Origin of the sequence: Jannaschia halovivens (assembly GCF_046452375.1) — a bacterium.
GTDB classification, from domain to species: Bacteria; Pseudomonadota; Alphaproteobacteria; order Rhodobacterales; family Rhodobacteraceae; genus Jannaschia; species Jannaschia halovivens.
Map to the genome: position 1 here is coordinate 187,925 of NZ_JBKFDJ010000001.1, position 15,301 is coordinate 203,225.

Genomic DNA, 15,301 nt, shown 5'->3' on the forward strand with positions numbered 1-15,301 from the left:
GCGGGTCGGCGGTTCCCGCTTGGCCTACTCCGCGAGGGTCGCGACGATCCGGCGGAGCAGGGCCTCGCCCGCCTCGAACTGCTCGACGGAGATCCATTCGTCGGGCTGATGCGCCTGCGCGATGTCGCCGGGGCCGCAGACCACAGCGGAGTAGCCGCGCTCCTGGAACTGTCCGGCCTCGGTGCCGTAGGTGACGACATGGGTGCCGTTGTCGCCTGTCAGGCGGCGGATGAGCGTTTCGGCCGGGCCGCCGTCCTCGGGGCGGAGCGCCGGCACGCCGAAATTGCGGTCATAGGCAACGCCGGCATCCGGGTGACGGGCGCGAAGTGTCGCGTCAAGCGCGTCGAGGAACGCCGCAAGGTCGGTCGCATGACGCTCGGGATCCTCGCCTGCCGGACAGCGGAAGCCCACGTTCAGATGGCAATCCTTGGCGGTGATGTTATGCGCGGTGCCGCCCTCAATCATGCCGACATGGACGGTCGTGAAGGGCGGATCGAAGGGGGCGGAGACGGCGTTCGGCGGCTCGGCCTGAATGGCGTCGTTGCGGTCGTTGACCCAGCCGAGAATGCGCCCCGCCTCGTGCACGGCAGAAACGCCCTCGGGCAGCTTGGAGGAATGGACCTCGTAGCCGTGGACGTGGACCTTGAAGAGGATGCTGGCATTGTGGCCCGTGACCGCGCGCAGCATCGTCGGCTCTCCGATCAGGGCGGCGGCGGCGCGGGGCAGGTGCGCCAGCATGTCGTCGATCATCGGTGGCGCGCCGACGCAGCCGACCTCCTCGTCGTAGCTGAGCGCGATCTGGAGCGGGCGCCTGAGGTCGAGCGACAATGCGTAGGGCACCATCGCGAGGGCCAGCGCATCAAAGCCCTTCATGTCGCAGGTGCCCCGCCCGAAGAGCTTTCCGTCCCGCTCGACGACCTCGAACGGATCGGTGGACCAGTCCTGCCCGTCGACCGGCACGACGTCGGTATGGCCCGAAAGGACGATGCCGCCCTCCACCTCGGGTCCGACATTGGCATAGAGCGCGGCCTTGGTGCCGGTGGCGTCATAGACCCGCCGCGCGGAGACGCCGTGGCCGGCCAGGTAGTCCTCGACCCAGTCGATCAGATCGAGATTCGAGTCGCGGCTGACCGTCGGGAATGCCACGAGGCGGTCGAGGATCTGTCGGGCGGTCAGGTCCATGGTTTTCTCCTTCGGATGCAACGGGTGCGCCCTCGGCGTGCAGGGGTCAAGCGGGACGGCGCGAAACCGGGCAGCGGCGAAGTGGACGCCCGGTAATTGGGCGAAGGCCTTGCACGGCAGGCGCGCCGTGGTAGCGTTGCCCCGACGACGCCGCGCGCCCATGACGCGGTGCGACAGCACGGGGAGCGGGGATGCCGAACGGCGAGACCCGGAACGTCTTGGCGGTCCGAGACCTTCAGACGGTGTTTCACACCCGCGGTGGCGAGGTTCACGCCGTCAATTCCGTGAGCTTCGACGTCAAGCCCGGCGAGCTGCTGGGCGTCGTCGGCGAAAGCGGCTCGGGCAAATCCGTGACCATGATGTCTCTCATCGGCCTCTTGCCGTCGCCGCCCGCCGAGGTGCGCGCGGGCGAGGTCCTGCTCGACGGCGAGGACTTGCTCCAAGCCTCGAACGCCCGCCTGCGACAGGTGCGTGGTGGCGAGGTGGGCTTCATCTTCCAGGACCCAATGACCTCGCTGAACCCGGTCTTCAATGTCGGCTTCCAGATCATGGAGCCGCTGCGGCGGCACATGGGAATGAACAAGAAGCAGGCGGCCGAGCGGGCCGTCGAACTGCTCGAGCTGGTCGGCATTCCGGGCGCGCGCGGACGGCTCGGAGATTATCCGCACCAGTTCTCGGGCGGGATGCGGCAGCGGGTGATGATCGCAATCGCGCTGGCCTGCGACCCGAAGGTCCTGATCGCGGACGAGCCGACGACCGCGCTCGACGTCACGATCCAGGCGCAGATCCTCGAGATCGTCGAGGACCTGCGTGAAAAGCTCGGCATGGCGATCGTCTGGATCACCCACGATCTGGGGGTGATCGCGGGCATCGCCGACCGGGTGCTGGTGATGTACGGGGGCCAAGTGGTCGAACAGGCGCCGGTCCATCCCCTGTTCAACGATCCGCGGCATCCCTACACGCGCGCGCTTCTGAAGACGATCCCGAGCGTGTCGGGCGCGCGGGCCGACAAGTTGCAGGTGATCGAGGGCCAGCCGCCGATCCTCGGGGCCGCGCCCACGTCCTGCCCGTTCCTCGACCGCTGCCCGCTGGCCCATGCGCGCTGCCACGTCGAGAACCCGCGCCGCGAGGATGTGGGCGGCGGCCATGACGTGGCCTGTTTCCACCCGCTTGCGCATACCGCCAAAGAGGCGGTGGCATGACCCGTCCCCTCGTCGAGGTCCGCGACCTCAAGATGCATTTTCCAATCCATGCCGGGCTTCTGCGGCGGCAGGTCGGGGCGGTGAAGGCGGTCGACGGCGTGTCCTTCGACATCATCGAGGGCGAGACCCTCGGCCTAGTCGGCGAGTCGGGCTGCGGCAAATCCACCTGCGGGCGCGCGGTGCTGCGGCTCTACGACATCACGGACGGCGAGATCGTCATCGACGGGCGCGCCATCGGCACCGACAGCCAGCGCTCGCTGCGGACGATGCGCCCGACGATGCAGATGGTATTCCAGGATCCGCAGGCGTCGCTGAACCCGCGCATGACCGTCGGGAACATCATCGGCGAGCCGCTGCTGGAACATACCGACATGGACGCGACCGCGCGCCAGGACCGGGTGGCGGAGCTGATGGATCAGGTCGGCCTGAACCGGACTTTCCTCAACCGCTATCCGCACGAGTTCTCGGGCGGGCAGCGGCAGCGGATCGGGATCGCACGCGCGCTGGCGCTGAAGCCCAAGTTCATCGTCTGCGACGAGCCGATCGCAGCGCTCGACGTGTCGATCCAGGCACAGGTCGTCAACCTCCTCGAAGAGCTTCAGGGCGAGCTAGGCCTGACCTATCTCTTCATCTCCCACGACCTCAGCATGGTGCGGCACATCGCCGACCGCGTTGCGGTGATGTATCTCGGCAAGGTGGTCGAACTGGCGCCGCGCGACGCGCTCTACGACCGGCCGCTGCATCCCTATACCGAGGCGCTGCTTTCGGCCGTGCCCGAGCCGGACCCCGCCAAGGCCGGTCAGAAGAAGAACCGGATCGTGCTGCAGGGCGACGTGCCCAGCCCCGCGAACCCGCCCGACGGCTGCAATTTCTGCACCCGCTGTCCCAGGGTCATGGACGTGTGCCGCCGTGTCGATCCCGCCTTCCGCGAGGTCGAGCCGGGCCATTGGGCCGCGTGCCACCTGCACGATCCCGAACACCAGGCCGACATGGTGCCGCCGCCCGTCGCCGGGCCCGACCCCGATGTCGCACCCACAGCTGAGGGGGATGGATGAAATTCCAATTTTCATTGAAGATTGGGGGGCCGACGCGGCGCAGATCGCGCGGAACGAGGACGATGAGCATCAACGCTTCGCGCGATACGCGAACGATCAACACGGAGATCAACACATGACAACCAGATCCGCATTGCTGTGCGCCGCCGCCAGCTTCGCCCTGGCCCCGATGGCATATGCCGACGGCCACGAGGGCGAGCGCGGCCGCGACGGCCAGGTCAACATCATCTATTGGCAGGCGCCATCGACGCTGAACCCGTTCCTGTCGGGCGGCACCAAGGACGTCGAATCCGCCTCGCTCATCATCGAGCCGCTCGCGCGCTTCGACGAGACGGGCACGATCCAGCCGTGGCTCGTCACCGAGATCCCGACCGTCGACAACGGTGGTGTCACCGAGGATCTGACGCAGATTACCTGGAAGCTGCGCGATGACATCCTCTGGTCGGACGGCACGCCCTTCACCAGCGCCGACGTCGCCTTCACCCACGAATACTGCACCCACCCCGAGGGCGGCTGCGCGCAGATCACCAAGTTCGAGTCGGTCGAGAGCGTCGAGACGCCCGACGACTTCACCGTGGTCGTGAACTTCAAGGAGCCGACGCCCTATCCCTATGGCGCGTTCGTCGGCGGCGAGAGCCCGATCCTCCAGAAGGCACAGTTCGAGGGCTGCCTCGGCGCCGCCGCCTCGGCCTGCACCGAGCAGAACTTCAACCCGATCGGCACCGGTCCCTTCGTGGTGGACGAGTTCCGCACCAACGACGTGATCTCGCTCTCGGCCAATCCGAACTACCGCGAGGCGGGCAAGCCGGCCTTCGCCAGCGTCAACTTCAAGGGCGGCGGCGACGCCGACGCGGCGGGCCGCGCCGTGATGCAGACGGGCGAGTTCGACTACGCCTGGAACCTGCAGCTTGCCCCCGAGGTCATCGCGCAGATGGAAGCGGGCGGCATGGGCACCCCGGTCGCGGGCTTCGGTCCGTTGGTCGAGCGCATCATGCTCAACAACACGAACCCCGATCCGGCGCTCGGCCCCGACGAGCGTTCGGTCGTGCGGCCGCATCCGTTCCTGTCGGACCCGGCGGTCTACCAGGCGCTGTCCATGGCGATCGACCGGCCGCTGCTGGTCGAGATCGGCTACGGCCAGGCGGGTCGCGTGACCTGCAATTGGATCCCGGCCCCCGAGGCGTTCTCGTCGACGTCGATGTCCTGCGACACGCAGGATCTCGAAGGCGCGAAGGCCATGCTGGAAGAGGCCGGCTGGGTCGACAGCAACGGTGACGGCGTCCGCGAGAAAGACGGCGTCGAGCTGCGCGTGCTCTACCAGACCTCGACCAACGCCGTCCGCCAGGACTTCCAGGCGCTGATCAAGGAGTGGTGGGAAGAGCTGGGCGTCGCGACCGAGCTGCGCAACGTCAACGCCTCGGTCTTCTTCGGCGGAGATGCCGGTTCGCCCGACACGTTCCAGAAGTTCTACGCCGACGTCGAAATGTACGCCAACACGTTCAACGGCACCGACCCGCAGGCCTATCTGGCCAACGGCCTGTGCGACAAGGCGCCGTCGCCCGACACCCAGTGGCAGGGCGAGAACATCTCGCGCTTCTGCATGGAGGAGTACGACACGCTCTGGAACGAGCTGGCCCAGACGGCGGATATCTCCGAGCGTCAGCGCATCGCCAAGGAGCTCAACGACATGATCGTGCAGAACGGCGGGATGATCCCCCTCGTGCACCGCGGTCGCCTGTCGGCCCATGCCAACTCGCTCGGCGGCATCAAGCTGAACGTGTGGGACAGCGAGCTGTGGAACATCGCCGACTGGTACCGCATCGGCGAATGACCTGAACCCGGGGGCGGCGTCCGCGCCGCTCCCTCCCGCCGCGCTCTTCGGCGCGGTGGGGCTCTCCCGTCCCGCGCGCCGGCGCGGGATCGGCGAGACCCACCGGCACCCACCCACCTGAGGACGGCCCATGCTGACCTTTACCATCCGCCGCTTGCTCTTCGCGATCCCGACGCTGCTCTTCATTGCGCTGGCGATCTTCGCGCTGCTCGAGCTGGCGCCCGGCGATCCGATGGCCAACGTGCCGCTGACGGTGCCGTCCGAGGTGCGCGAGCAGATGCGGCAGGCGCTGGGTTTGGGCGAACCCGCGCCGATCCGCTTCTGGAAATGGATCGTCCAGTTCTTCTGGATCGAGCCGCTCAACGTGGTCGACGGGCTCTTCGGGACGACCTTCGCCGAAGGCAAGCTGCGGATCATCTCGTGGCAGAACCGTGCGCCGGTCTTCATGACCATCGCCGAGCGCATTCCCCAGACGCTCTGGGTCGTCGGCACCGCCTATCTCGTGGCCATCGCCATCGCGATCCCGGTGGGCATCTACTCGGCCTACAAGCAATATTCGGTCTTCGACCAGGCGGGCACCTTCGTCACGATGGTGGGCTTCTCGGTTCCGCCCTTCTTTTCGGGCGTCCTCGTCATCATCATCTTCGCGGTGCAGCTTCGCTGGTTCCCGTCGATCTACGACACGACACTGGTCGTCGACAGTTGGGACGCGCTCAAACAGCAGATCTGGCAGATGTTCCTGCCGGTGATGATCCTCGCCCTCCAGATCACGTCGCAGCTCAGCCGGTTCATGCGCGCCTCGATGCTCGACAATCTCGGGCAGGACTATGTCCGCACCGCCCGCGCCAAGGGCCTGCGCGAGCGGACGGTGGTGCTCGTCCACGTGCTGCGCAACTCGATGATCCCCGTCGTGACCGTCATCGCGCTCGGCGTGCCGCAGGTCTTCGGCGGCGCGATCATCACCGAGCAGGTCTTCAAGGTGAACGGGATCGGCCAGCTTCTGATCACGGCGCTGCAGGCCAACGACCTGCCGATGGTGCAGACGCTGACCTTCATCTTCGCGGTGCTGATCGTGCTCTTCAACCTGATCGCGGATGTGCTCTACGGCATCCTCGACCCGAGGATCCGCTATGACTGACGCCCGCGAACCCGTCACCGCCTCCGGCGTCGATTCCGCCGTCACCGCTGCCCCCGGCGCCGTTGGCGGCACCGAGCCCGTCCTGTCGAAGCCCGAACGCAGCCAGTGGTGGGACGTCTGGGATCAGTTCCGCACCCACAAGGGCGCGATGTTCGGCGCCGTGGTGTTCATGGCCATCGTAGCGCTGGTCCTGTTGGGACCGCTGGTCTGGGACATGGAATCCGGCGTGAAGACGGATATGCGATCCCGCAACCAGGGCATGAGCTGGGCGCATCCGCTGGGCACCGACCGGCTGGGCCGGGACATGTTCGCGCGGATGATCGCGGGCGGGCGCATCAGCCTCGCGGTGGGCCTGACGGCGATGGGGCTGAGCCTCGTGCTGGGCACGCTGATCGGCGTGCTGGCCGGGTATTTCCGGGCGCTCGACGGCGCGCTGATGCGGCTGACGGATCTGTTCCTCGCGCTGCCGCTGCTGCCGCTGCTCCTCGTGATGGTCCTCCTCTTCCGCGAGCCGCTTTCTGCGGCCTTCGGGGTCGAGACGGGGATCTTCATCCTGATCGTCTCGGCCATCGGGATCACGTCCTGGATGCAGACCGCGCGGATCGTGCGGGGCGATGTCCTCGCCTTGAAGGAGCGGGAATTCGTGCTGGCCGCGCGCTCGGTCGGGACGCCCTCGCGGCGCATCATCTCGCGGCATGTGCTGCCCAACGTGCTCTCGCCGATCATGGTGTCGGCGACGCTGGGGATCGCAACGGCGATCATCACCGAAAGCGCGCTGTCGTTCCTCGGACTCGGCTTTCCACCCGACTTCCCGACCTGGGGCCGGCTGCTGAACGATGGTGTGCCCTTCCTCGAGCTGAACCCCGGCCTTGCCTTCTGGCCGGGCGTCGCGATCAGCCTCGTGGTGCTCTCGATCAACTATGTCGGCGACGGCCTGCGCGACGCGCTCGACCCGCGCATCCGGGGCCGCTGAGCCCGCGTCAGGCCTGCCGGAACGACTGCAGCGCGTCACGATGGACGAGGTGCAGCTTGTTGCCGTCTGGGTCACGCAGGTAGGCGCCGTAGTAGTCCGGCTCGTAATGGGGCCGGGGGCCGGGCGGTCCGGCATCGGTTCCGCCCTGCGCCAGCCCCGCGGCATACGCCGCATCGACCGAGGCGCGTGACGGCGCGATCAGGGCGATCATCGTGCCATTCCCGGCCGTCGCCGCCCTCTCGTCGAAGGGCGTCGCGACATAGAGGCGCGGCGCGTCGAGGCCTGCGACGTGAAAGCAGAGCATCTCGGGGCCGCCATCGTCCTCGAACGCCCGCTCCACGAGGGTCATCTCGGCGGCGATCGCACGGTAGAACGGGGCCGCGCGCGCGAGGTCGCGCACACCCAGCGTCACGTGGCTGATCACGGCGCGGTGGCCACGCCCACGCCGATCATGCTGTCGCGGGTCACGAGTGCGGCCAACGCGGTCTCATCCAGACCGTCGGTCCCGGCGGGCCGCGCGGGGATCACGACGTAGCGCATATCGGCGGTGCTGTCATGGACCCGGACGGTGGTGGCGTCGGGCAGGTCGAGGCCGAATTCCGCCAGGACGGCGCGCGGCTCGCGCACCGTGCGGGAGCGGTATTCGCGGGACTTGTACCAGTCGGGCGGCAGGCCCAGCAGGTTGCGCGGGTAGCAGGAGCAGAGCGTGCAGACGACGACGTTGTGGGTGTCGTCCGTGTTCTCGACCGCGATCAGGCGCATGGGGCCAACGTCGAAGCCCATCTCGGCGCAGGCGGCCGAGCCGTCGGCCAGCAGGCGATCCCGGAAGGCCGGATCGATCCAGGCGCGCGCGACGAGGGCCGCGCCCTGCGCGGGTGAGCGGGCATCCATCGCGTCGATCTGGGCCGTGACCTCGGCGGGAGTCACGACGCCCTTCTCGACCATCAGCTCGCGCACGGCGATCTCGAGCGTTTGCCAATAGGTCAGCGGTCCGTCCTGATCGGGTCGGTAGGGATGCCCCGAGGGGCTGAGGTGGTCGTGATGGTCGTGGGGCATCAGGCGGGCTCCAGCCAATGGGCGTAGATCTCGGCGTCGAGCGTGTCGCCGGGGTGTTCGGGCGTTTCCCAGATAGCGTCCATCCGGAAGCGCACGCGGTAGAGCGGCAGGCGTTCGGCGTCGTGGGCATAGGCGAGCTGTTCGGGATTGCCGAATGGCCCGAGGACCCGTTCGACGGTGCCGGTCCGCCCGCGCAGGTAATGCGGCGTTCGGACATGGCCCGGCGGCGTCATGGTGCGGACGCGGACCCGCGCGCCAGGGGCAAGCGGCTCAGCGTCCGGCATCGGTGGCCTCGCCATAGGTCGTGCCTCGGGCCGCGACCTCTTCCATCTTGGCGCCGAGTTCGGCCACGGAATAGACGCCGCGCTCCAAGAGGTTCTGGTTCAGCGACGCGACCCAGCGCTCGTAGTAGCTCATGGTCTCGAACGCGTCCTCGCCCATATCCTCGAGCACCCGCCGCAGCCCGTCGACCGAGAAGACGCCCGCCAGCCCCGCGAGGATGACGAGGGCATCGACACGCTTCTCCCACAGGGCGAAATCGTGTTCGGCATCGGGAACGGGACCGGCGAGATCGCCGCCCATGTCGTGCCAGCGCCGTGCGGGACCGTCGGTCATGCCTGCGCCTCCAGTTGTTCGATCTGCGGTCGGAGCCCGTCCAGCGCGTAGCCCGCGCGCGCCGTCCCCGCGAGGATCTCGTCCGCCGGCATCCGGCCCGCCATGGCGAGTGCCCAGAGCACCGCGCTGCGCGTGCCCGATGCGCAATAGGCCACGACGGAGCCCTCGGCGGCGTCGATGGCGTCGGCCTGCTCCTCGACGGCGGACAGCGTCAGGTTGGGCATCGCGACGGGGTTGAAGGTGAAGGCGAGGCCCGCGGCCTCGGCGGCGGCCTGCATCGCGGCGGCCTGATGCGAGGGCGGTACCTCGCCGTCGGGACGGTTGCAGATGATCGCGGTCACGCCATCCGCGGCCAGCTCGGCCATGTCCTCGGGGTCGAGCTGGGGCGCGACGGAGGTCGTGTCGTCGAGGGGGCGCAGATCCATGGGCGGCGGTCCGGTTTGGTCGGTTACGTCCGCGAAGATGCCCGCAGGGTGCGCGGAAGGAAAGACGCGGATCGCGCGCGCGTCACAGCCGGTTGACGGGCAGCTTCAGCGCGACGTTCCCATCGGCATCCGGCTCGGGCATCCGGCCGCCGCGCATGTTCACCTGCAGCGACGGCAGGATCAGCTTCGGGGCGCCCAGCGTCGCGTCGCGTTCGGTCCTGAGCTTGAGGAAGGCGTCGCGCCCATCGGTGACGTGGCGGTTGCGCTTCTCTGCGGCGACGCTGGTTTCCCACGCGAACTCGTCGCGGCCCGGCGCCTTGTAGTCGTGGCCGACGAAGATGCGGGTGGCATCGGGCAGGGCGAGGATCTTCTGCATCGAATCCCACAGCGTCTCGGCCGAGCCGCCGGGGAAATCGCAGCGCGCGGTGCCGAAATCGGGCATGAACATCGTGTCGCCGACGAAGGCCGACGCGGCATCCTCGGGCCCGACCACATAGGTCAGGCAGGCGGGCGTGTGGCCCGGCGTGTGCAGCACGCGGACGGGCAGGGTGCCGATCTCGAAGCGGTCGCCCTCGCGGAAGAGCGCGTCGAACTGGCTGCCGTCGCGCTGGAAGCGCGTGCCTTCGTTGAAGATCTTGCCGAAGGTGTCCTGCACCGTGACGATCTCGGCCCCGATGCCGATCTTCCCGCCGAGCTTTTCCTGGATATAGGGCGCGGCGGACAGGTGGTCGGCATGGACATGGGTCTCCAGCAGCCACTCCAGCGTCAGGCCGCGGTCGCGGATCGCAGCGATCAGCCGGTCGGCACTGGCCGTGGAGGTCCGGCCCGCGGCCATGTCGAAGTCGAGCACCGGGTCTATGACGGCGCAGATCGCTCCGTCGTCCACCAGATAGCTGACAGTGTTGGTTCCGGGGTCGAAGAACCCCTCGACATTGGCGGTCATGGCGCATCCTCCCGTGTCCAATGTCGGGATGCGGGGGCGGAGGGTCAAGTCAGACGACCAGCTCGTTGTCGGCTTCCTCGTCGCGGCTTTCGTCGTGGCTCGCCAGCGCCATGCCGAAGGTCAGGATACCGACGCGCCCCGCGGTCATCAGGATGATGATGATGAGCTTGCCCAGCCCCGTGAGGTCGCCCGTGATCCCCATCGAGAGGCCGACGGTTCCCATGGCCGAAATCGCCTCGAACATCACGGCGTCGAAAGGCAGGCCCGGATCGGCGAGCAGAAGGCAGAACGTCGCCGCGAAGAGGAGGCCCGCATAGTAGGTCAGCGAGGCGGTCGCGGTCTGGAGGCGTTCCAGCGGGATCTCGCGCTTGGCGTAACGTATCCGGTCGCGGCCCTTCAGGGTCGAGCGGACGAGGCCCACCAGCGCCGCGAACGACGTAGTCTTGAGCCCGCCGCCCGTGCCCGCGGGCGAGGCGCCGACGATCATCAGGAAGAACATCACCACGATGATCGCGGGCGCCAGCGCGCCGATGGGCGTGGTGTTGAAGCCGACCGTGGTCGAGGCCGTCATGACCTGGAAGAAGCTGACCAGCAGGCGATCCTCGGGGGCCATGGCCTGATAGGTCGGCTCGGCCACGAAGAGGATCGCGGTCCCGACCACGAGGAAGCCCAGCGTCATGCGCCAGATGACCTTGGAGGTGAACCCGAGGTAGCGCGCGCGCCCCGTCAGCGTCCGGAAGAAGTCGACGAAGATCAGAAAGCCCATCGCGCCCAGAAGCGACAGTGCCGAGATGGTCAGAACGACGCCGGAATGATCGTAGAACCCCTCGAACGAATTCGAGTTGAGCGAGAAGCCTGCGGTCGCGAAGGCCGAGACCGAGTGGAAGATCGCCGACCAGACGGCGTCCTCGACCCCTGCGGCGTCGAACATGACCCAGAGCGCCACCGCGCCGATCGCCTCGCAGGCCAGCGTGAAGAAGACCACCGCCTTGACGAAGCCGCGCGGGTCCACGTCCTCCGGCAGATTGAAGGCCGTCCGCGTGGCATGCGCGCGCAGCCGATCGAAGCGGTCGGCCAGGTGCAGGGCCACGAACGACCCGATGGTCATGTAGCCGAGGCCGCCCATCTGGATCAGCGCGAGGATCACGATTTCGCCGAAGAAGGTGAAGGTCGAGCCGGGATCGACGGTGACGAGCCCTGTCGTCGAGACCGCCGAGGTCGCGATGAAGAGCGTATCGAGCGCGCCGGTCGGCACCTCCTGCGCTACGGGGAGCGACAGGAGCGCCCAGCCGAGCACCATGTAACTCAGATAGCCCATCAGCAGCAGTTTGGGCGGCGATGTATGGGAGAGGATGGAGCGCCAGCGGGCCCATCCCTTGAGAAGCGTCATTTGCACGCTGGACATGAATGTCGTCCGCCGGTTGTACGGTCGCAAACGCCGGGTCGGGCCCGTTGTTCCGGTGATCCTTGCATCGGGCGGGTCGAAATCTCTAGATGCAATCGATGGATCGGGAGGGATGCATGGGTTGGAAGGCGGAGTGGGAGCGGGCGAAGTCGGACCCCGAGGGGTTCTGGATGGAACAGGCCTTTGCGATCGACTGGGACCGTATGCCCTCGCGGGCGCTGCACGACCAGGGCGGCCCGGTGCCCGAATGGTTCGCGGACGGGATGGTCAACACCTGCCATAACGCCGTCGACCGCCATGTCGCGGCGGGCCACGGCGACCGGTTGGCGCTGATCCATGACAGCCCTGTCACCGGAGGTGTCACCCGCATCACCTATGCCGAGCTTCAGGATCGCTGCGCCCGCCTCGCCGGGGCGCTGGCCGAACGGGGCGTGGGCGTGGGCGACCGTGTGGTGATCTACATGCCGATGGTGCCTGAGGCTATCGTCGCGATGCTCGCCTGTACGCGCATCGGCGCGATCCACTCGGTCGTGTTCGGCGGCTTCGCAGCCTCGGAACTCGCGGTGCGGATCGACGACGCCAAGCCGAAAGCCGTCATCGCGGGCTCCTGCGGGATCGAGCCGGGGCGCATCGTCGCCTATAAGCCGCTGCTGGACGAGGCGCTGCGCCTGGCCGAGCATGCGCCCGGTTTCACCATCCTGCTGCAACGGCCCGAGGGGCCGGGCGAGATGGGGCCGTCGGATGTCGACTGGACCCAGGCGATCGAGGCCGAGCCGGTGCCCTGCGTGCCGGTGCGCGGAGACCACCCGGCCTACATCCTCTATACCTCGGGTACGACCGGTGCGCCGAAAGGCGTCGTGCGCGCGACCGGCGGGCATCTCGTGGCGCTCGACTGGACGATGGAGAATATCTACGACACCCGGCCGGGCGAGGTCTTCTGGGCCGCGTCCGACGTGGGCTGGGTCGTGGGGCACAGCTATATCTGCTACGCGCCGCTGATCCACGGCTGCACCAGCGTCGTCTTCGAGGGAAAGCCCGTCGGCACGCCCGACGCCTCGACCTTCTGGCGGGTCATGGCCGATCACGGCGTGGTCAACTTCTTCACCGCGCCGACCGCCTTTCGTGCCGTCAAGCGCGACGATCCGACCGGCGCGCTGATGGCCGGGCATGACCTGTCGAAGCTGCGGCATATCTACCTCGCGGGCGAGCGGGCCGATCCCGACACGATCGACTGGATCGCCGCGCGCACCGGCCTGCCGGTGATCGACCATTGGTGGCAGACCGAGACGGGCTGGGCGATCGCGGCGAACCCCGTGGGGCTCGAGGCGCTGCCGGTCAAGATCGGGTCGCCCTCGGTGCCCATGCCCGGCTACGACGTGACGGTGCTCGACGATGCGGGCCACGCGGTCGCGCCGGGCACGCTGGGCGCCATCGCCGTCCGCCTGCCGCTGCCGCCGGGCACGTTGCCGACGCTCTGGCACGCGGAGGATCGGTTCCGGTCGAGCTACCTCTCGGCGTTCCCCGGCTATTACGAGACCGGCGACGCGGGGATGATCGACGAGGATGGATACCTCTGGATCATGGCGCGCACCGATGACGTCATCAACGTCGCCGGCCACCGCCTATCGACGGGCGCGATGGAGGAGGTGCTGGCCGCCCATCCGGACGTCGCCGAATGCGCCGTGATCGGCGTGGCCGACCCGCTGAAGGGCCAGCTGCCGCTGGGCTTTCTCTGCCTGACCACGGGCGTCACGCGCGACCATGGGGACGTGGCGCGCGAATGCGTGGCTCTCGTCCGCGAGAAGATCGGTCCGGTCGCCGCCTTCAAGCTGGCCGTGGTCGTGGACCGGCTGCCGAAGACGCGCTCGGGCAAGATCCTGCGGGCAACAATGGCGCGGATCGCGGACGGGCAAGAGTTCAAGATGCCCGCGACCATCGACGACCCGGCGATCCTCGACGAGATCGGCTCGGCCCTGAAGCCGCTGGGGTATCCGGCCTCGTGACCGCAGCGCCGGGCGACCGCGACGGCGCCCCGGCGCCCGATCCGCTCGATCTTCTGGGGCACGATATCCGCGCCGCGGTGTCGGACGTCATCGGCGGGCTGCGCCTGATCGACGGCGACCCGCTGCCCGAGGATGTGCGCGGCCAGCTGGCCCGCATCCAGGCATCGTCGGAGCTGCTCGCACGGCTGGTCGAGGAACTCCTGTCGGGCGGCGGCAGCGAAGGCGAGGACGAGGTCGGCAACCTCAACCTGCCGCGGTTCCTAGACGAGGAGCTGCGCCGCTGGCACGGCGCGGCGGTGCCGCTGGCCACCCGCGTCAGCCTCGACCGCTCGGCCGACCTGCCCGAGGTCGTGCGCCTGTCGCGCCTGTCGCTTCGCCGCATCGTCGCGAACCTGATGGGCAACGCGCTGCGTCATGCGCCCGGCGGTACGATCACGCTGGGCGCGGAAGTGCTGAGCGACGGCACGCTCTCAATTGGGGTCGGCGATCAGGGGCCGGGCTTTCCCGACGCGATGCTCGCGGACGGGATCGGTGCCATCCGCGGCCGCGGACCGACCGCGGGGTCGGGCATGGGCCTCCAAATCGCGAAGGCGCGGGCCGAGGCGCTGGGCGGCGCGCTGGTCCTTCGCAACCGGACCGGCGGCGGCGCCGAGGTGACCGTCCGGCTGCCATCCGAGATCTGGCAGCGTGAAGAGATCTCCGGGACGGACCTTCCGGACCTGACCGGGCATCGCATCCTCGTGGCCGAGGACAGCGTCACGAGCCAGACACTCGTCCGCGCGATGCTGACGCGGATGGGGGCGGAATGCGAAGTGGCGGCCGACGGGATCGAGGCGCTGAACTGGCTGTCGCGCGAACGGTTCGATCTGGCGCTTATTGATATCGAGATGCCCGCGCTGGGCGGCATCGACGTGATCCGGTCCGAACGGCTGCGCCAGGCGCGCGGTATCGCGCCGCCGACCGCCATGGTCGCGATGACGGCCTACGACCTGCGCGACAATCGCGACGCCATCATGGAGGCGGGCGCGGATGGCGTCCTGCCGAAGCCATTGCCCGAGATCGCGCCCTTCGGGCGCAGCGTGGCGCATTACCTGCGGTCCACGCCCGCGGCGGCGGATTGGCGCCCCGAGGCCGCGCCGGCACTGTCGGTCGCGACGCTGGCCGAGTTGATGATGGCGGCGGGCCCCGAGTTTCAGACCGATCTTCTCGACGGGCTGCGCGCCGATCTCGCGGATGTCGAGGCTGGGCTGGCCGGGGCGATCGCGGCACGCAACATGGCCGAGATCCGGGTTCGGACGCACATCCTGCTGTCGCTGGCCGGAGCGGTCGGGGCGCTGCCGACGCAACAGGCGGCGCGTCGGCTCAACGATCTCGCGCGCGAGGGGGATGCCGACGCCGTGGCGATCGCGGGCCGCCTCTGCCTCGGGCGGCTGGCCGACCTGCGCGAGGAGCTGGCGGGCGCGGTCTGATCCG

General features: G+C 68.5%; 15 protein-coding genes. 7 read left to right on the forward strand and 8 right to left on the reverse strand.

Going from position 1 to position 15,301, the window contains the following annotated elements:
* Nucleotides 1-24: 24 nt before the first annotated feature.
* Nucleotides 25-1,182 (reverse strand): acetylornithine deacetylase, encoded by a 1,158-nt coding sequence (gene argE / locus ACK8OR_RS01005; protein WP_410187615.1) that lies wholly within the window; start codon nucleotides 1,180-1,182, stop codon nucleotides 25-27.
* A 191-nt stretch (nucleotides 1,183-1,373) separates the two neighbouring features.
* On the opposite strand from argE, the gene ACK8OR_RS01010 reads away from it, so the two are divergent.
* From ACK8OR_RS01010 to ACK8OR_RS01030, 5 genes are all read left to right on the forward strand, one after another.
* Nucleotides 1,374-2,384 carry an ABC transporter ATP-binding protein gene (locus tag ACK8OR_RS01010; RefSeq protein WP_410187616.1) on the forward strand — a complete coding sequence of 337 codons (1,011 nt, stop codon included), beginning with the start codon at nucleotides 1,374-1,376 and terminating at the stop codon, nucleotides 2,382-2,384.
* Entirely contained in the window at nucleotides 2,381-3,439 is a 1,059-nt protein-coding gene (locus tag ACK8OR_RS01015; RefSeq protein WP_410187617.1) for an ABC transporter ATP-binding protein, read from the forward strand. The genes ACK8OR_RS01010 and ACK8OR_RS01015 overlap by 4 nt, the downstream gene beginning before the upstream one ends.
* A gap of 115 nt (nucleotides 3,440-3,554) precedes the next feature.
* Nucleotides 3,555-5,270 (forward strand): peptide ABC transporter substrate-binding protein, encoded by a 1,716-nt coding sequence (locus ACK8OR_RS01020; RefSeq protein ID WP_410187618.1) that lies wholly within the window; start codon nucleotides 3,555-3,557, stop codon nucleotides 5,268-5,270.
* A 130-nt stretch (nucleotides 5,271-5,400) separates the two neighbouring features.
* Nucleotides 5,401-6,408 (forward strand): ABC transporter permease, encoded by a 1,008-nt coding sequence (locus tag ACK8OR_RS01025; protein ID WP_410187619.1) that lies wholly within the window; start codon nucleotides 5,401-5,403, stop codon nucleotides 6,406-6,408.
* Nucleotides 6,401-7,381, forward strand: coding sequence for an ABC transporter permease (locus tag ACK8OR_RS01030; protein WP_410187620.1), 981 nt, complete (start codon nucleotides 6,401-6,403; stop codon nucleotides 7,379-7,381). The genes ACK8OR_RS01025 and ACK8OR_RS01030 overlap by 8 nt, the downstream gene beginning before the upstream one ends.
* Before the next feature lie 7 nt (nucleotides 7,382-7,388).
* On the opposite strand, the gene ACK8OR_RS01035 is transcribed toward ACK8OR_RS01030, so the two are convergent.
* From ACK8OR_RS01035 to ACK8OR_RS01065, 7 genes are all read right to left on the reverse strand, one after another.
* A complete protein-coding gene (locus ACK8OR_RS01035; protein WP_410187621.1) occupies nucleotides 7,389-7,805 on the reverse strand; it encodes a VOC family protein in 417 nt (138 codons plus the stop codon).
* The gene (gene nthA, locus ACK8OR_RS01040) at nucleotides 7,802-8,437 is read right to left on the reverse strand and encodes a nitrile hydratase subunit alpha (RefSeq protein WP_410187622.1); all 636 of its coding nucleotides are present in this window, start codon (nucleotides 8,435-8,437) and stop codon (nucleotides 7,802-7,804) included. Before nthA ends, ACK8OR_RS01035 begins: the two co-directional genes overlap by 4 nt.
* Complete coding sequence (locus ACK8OR_RS01045; protein WP_410187623.1) at nucleotides 8,437-8,721, reverse strand: SH3-like domain-containing protein; 285 nt, start codon at nucleotides 8,719-8,721, stop codon at nucleotides 8,437-8,439. Before ACK8OR_RS01045 ends, nthA begins: the two co-directional genes overlap by 1 nt.
* Nucleotides 8,708-9,052: a ScnB-like protein gene (locus ACK8OR_RS01050; RefSeq protein ID WP_410187624.1), complete on the reverse strand. Its 345-nt coding sequence runs from the start codon at nucleotides 9,050-9,052 to the stop codon at nucleotides 8,708-8,710. The genes ACK8OR_RS01045 and ACK8OR_RS01050 overlap by 14 nt, the downstream gene beginning before the upstream one ends.
* A complete protein-coding gene (locus ACK8OR_RS01055; protein ID WP_410187625.1) occupies nucleotides 9,049-9,477 on the reverse strand; it encodes a protein tyrosine phosphatase family protein in 429 nt (142 codons plus the stop codon). Before ACK8OR_RS01055 ends, ACK8OR_RS01050 begins: the two co-directional genes overlap by 4 nt.
* A gap of 82 nt (nucleotides 9,478-9,559) precedes the next feature.
* Nucleotides 9,560-10,420 carry an MBL fold metallo-hydrolase gene (locus ACK8OR_RS01060; RefSeq protein WP_410187626.1) on the reverse strand — a complete coding sequence of 287 codons (861 nt, stop codon included), beginning with the start codon at nucleotides 10,418-10,420 and terminating at the stop codon, nucleotides 9,560-9,562.
* Nucleotides 10,421-10,469: 49 nt separating this feature from the next.
* Nucleotides 10,470-11,825 (reverse strand): TrkH family potassium uptake protein, encoded by a 1,356-nt coding sequence (locus tag ACK8OR_RS01065; RefSeq protein ID WP_410187627.1) that lies wholly within the window; start codon nucleotides 11,823-11,825, stop codon nucleotides 10,470-10,472.
* A 116-nt stretch (nucleotides 11,826-11,941) separates the two neighbouring features.
* Here ACK8OR_RS01065 and ACK8OR_RS01070 point away from each other — a divergent pair, with 116 nt between their 5' ends.
* Together ACK8OR_RS01070 and ACK8OR_RS01075 are read left to right on the forward strand one after the other, a co-directional pair.
* Nucleotides 11,942-13,828 (forward strand): AMP-binding protein, encoded by a 1,887-nt coding sequence (locus tag ACK8OR_RS01070; RefSeq protein WP_410187628.1) that lies wholly within the window; start codon nucleotides 11,942-11,944, stop codon nucleotides 13,826-13,828.
* On the forward strand, nucleotides 13,825-15,297 hold the full coding sequence (locus tag ACK8OR_RS01075) for a response regulator (RefSeq protein WP_410187629.1): 1,473 nt from the start codon (nucleotides 13,825-13,827) through the stop codon (nucleotides 15,295-15,297). The genes ACK8OR_RS01070 and ACK8OR_RS01075 overlap by 4 nt, the downstream gene beginning before the upstream one ends.
* The last annotated feature ends 4 nt before the right edge of the window (nucleotides 15,298-15,301 follow it).

Coding starts and splice junctions, on each gene's coding strand:
- ACK8OR_RS01065 (WP_410187627.1), bottom strand. CDS start 11,825: ATGTCCAGCGTGCAAATGACGCTTCTCAAGGGATGGGCCCGCTGGCGC.
- ACK8OR_RS01030 (WP_410187620.1), top strand. CDS start 6,401: ATGACTGACGCCCGCGAACCCGTCACCGCCTCCGGCGTCGATTCCGCC.
- ACK8OR_RS01020 (WP_410187618.1), top strand. CDS start 3,555: ATGACAACCAGATCCGCATTGCTGTGCGCCGCCGCCAGCTTCGCCCTG.
- ACK8OR_RS01050 (WP_410187624.1), bottom strand. CDS start 9,052: ATGACCGACGGTCCCGCACGGCGCTGGCACGACATGGGCGGCGATCTC.
- ACK8OR_RS01045 (WP_410187623.1), bottom strand. CDS start 8,721: ATGCCGGACGCTGAGCCGCTTGCCCCTGGCGCGCGGGTCCGCGTCCGC.
- ACK8OR_RS01025 (WP_410187619.1), top strand. CDS start 5,401: ATGCTGACCTTTACCATCCGCCGCTTGCTCTTCGCGATCCCGACGCTG.
- argE (WP_410187615.1), bottom strand. CDS start 1,182: ATGGACCTGACCGCCCGACAGATCCTCGACCGCCTCGTGGCATTCCCG.
- ACK8OR_RS01010 (WP_410187616.1), top strand. CDS start 1,374: ATGCCGAACGGCGAGACCCGGAACGTCTTGGCGGTCCGAGACCTTCAG.
- ACK8OR_RS01015 (WP_410187617.1), top strand. CDS start 2,381: ATGACCCGTCCCCTCGTCGAGGTCCGCGACCTCAAGATGCATTTTCCA.
- nthA (WP_410187622.1), bottom strand. CDS start 8,437: ATGCCCCACGACCATCACGACCACCTCAGCCCCTCGGGGCATCCCTAC.
- ACK8OR_RS01070 (WP_410187628.1), top strand. CDS start 11,942: ATGGGTTGGAAGGCGGAGTGGGAGCGGGCGAAGTCGGACCCCGAGGGG.
- ACK8OR_RS01055 (WP_410187625.1), bottom strand. CDS start 9,477: ATGGATCTGCGCCCCCTCGACGACACGACCTCCGTCGCGCCCCAGCTC.
- ACK8OR_RS01060 (WP_410187626.1), bottom strand. CDS start 10,420: ATGACCGCCAATGTCGAGGGGTTCTTCGACCCCGGAACCAACACTGTC.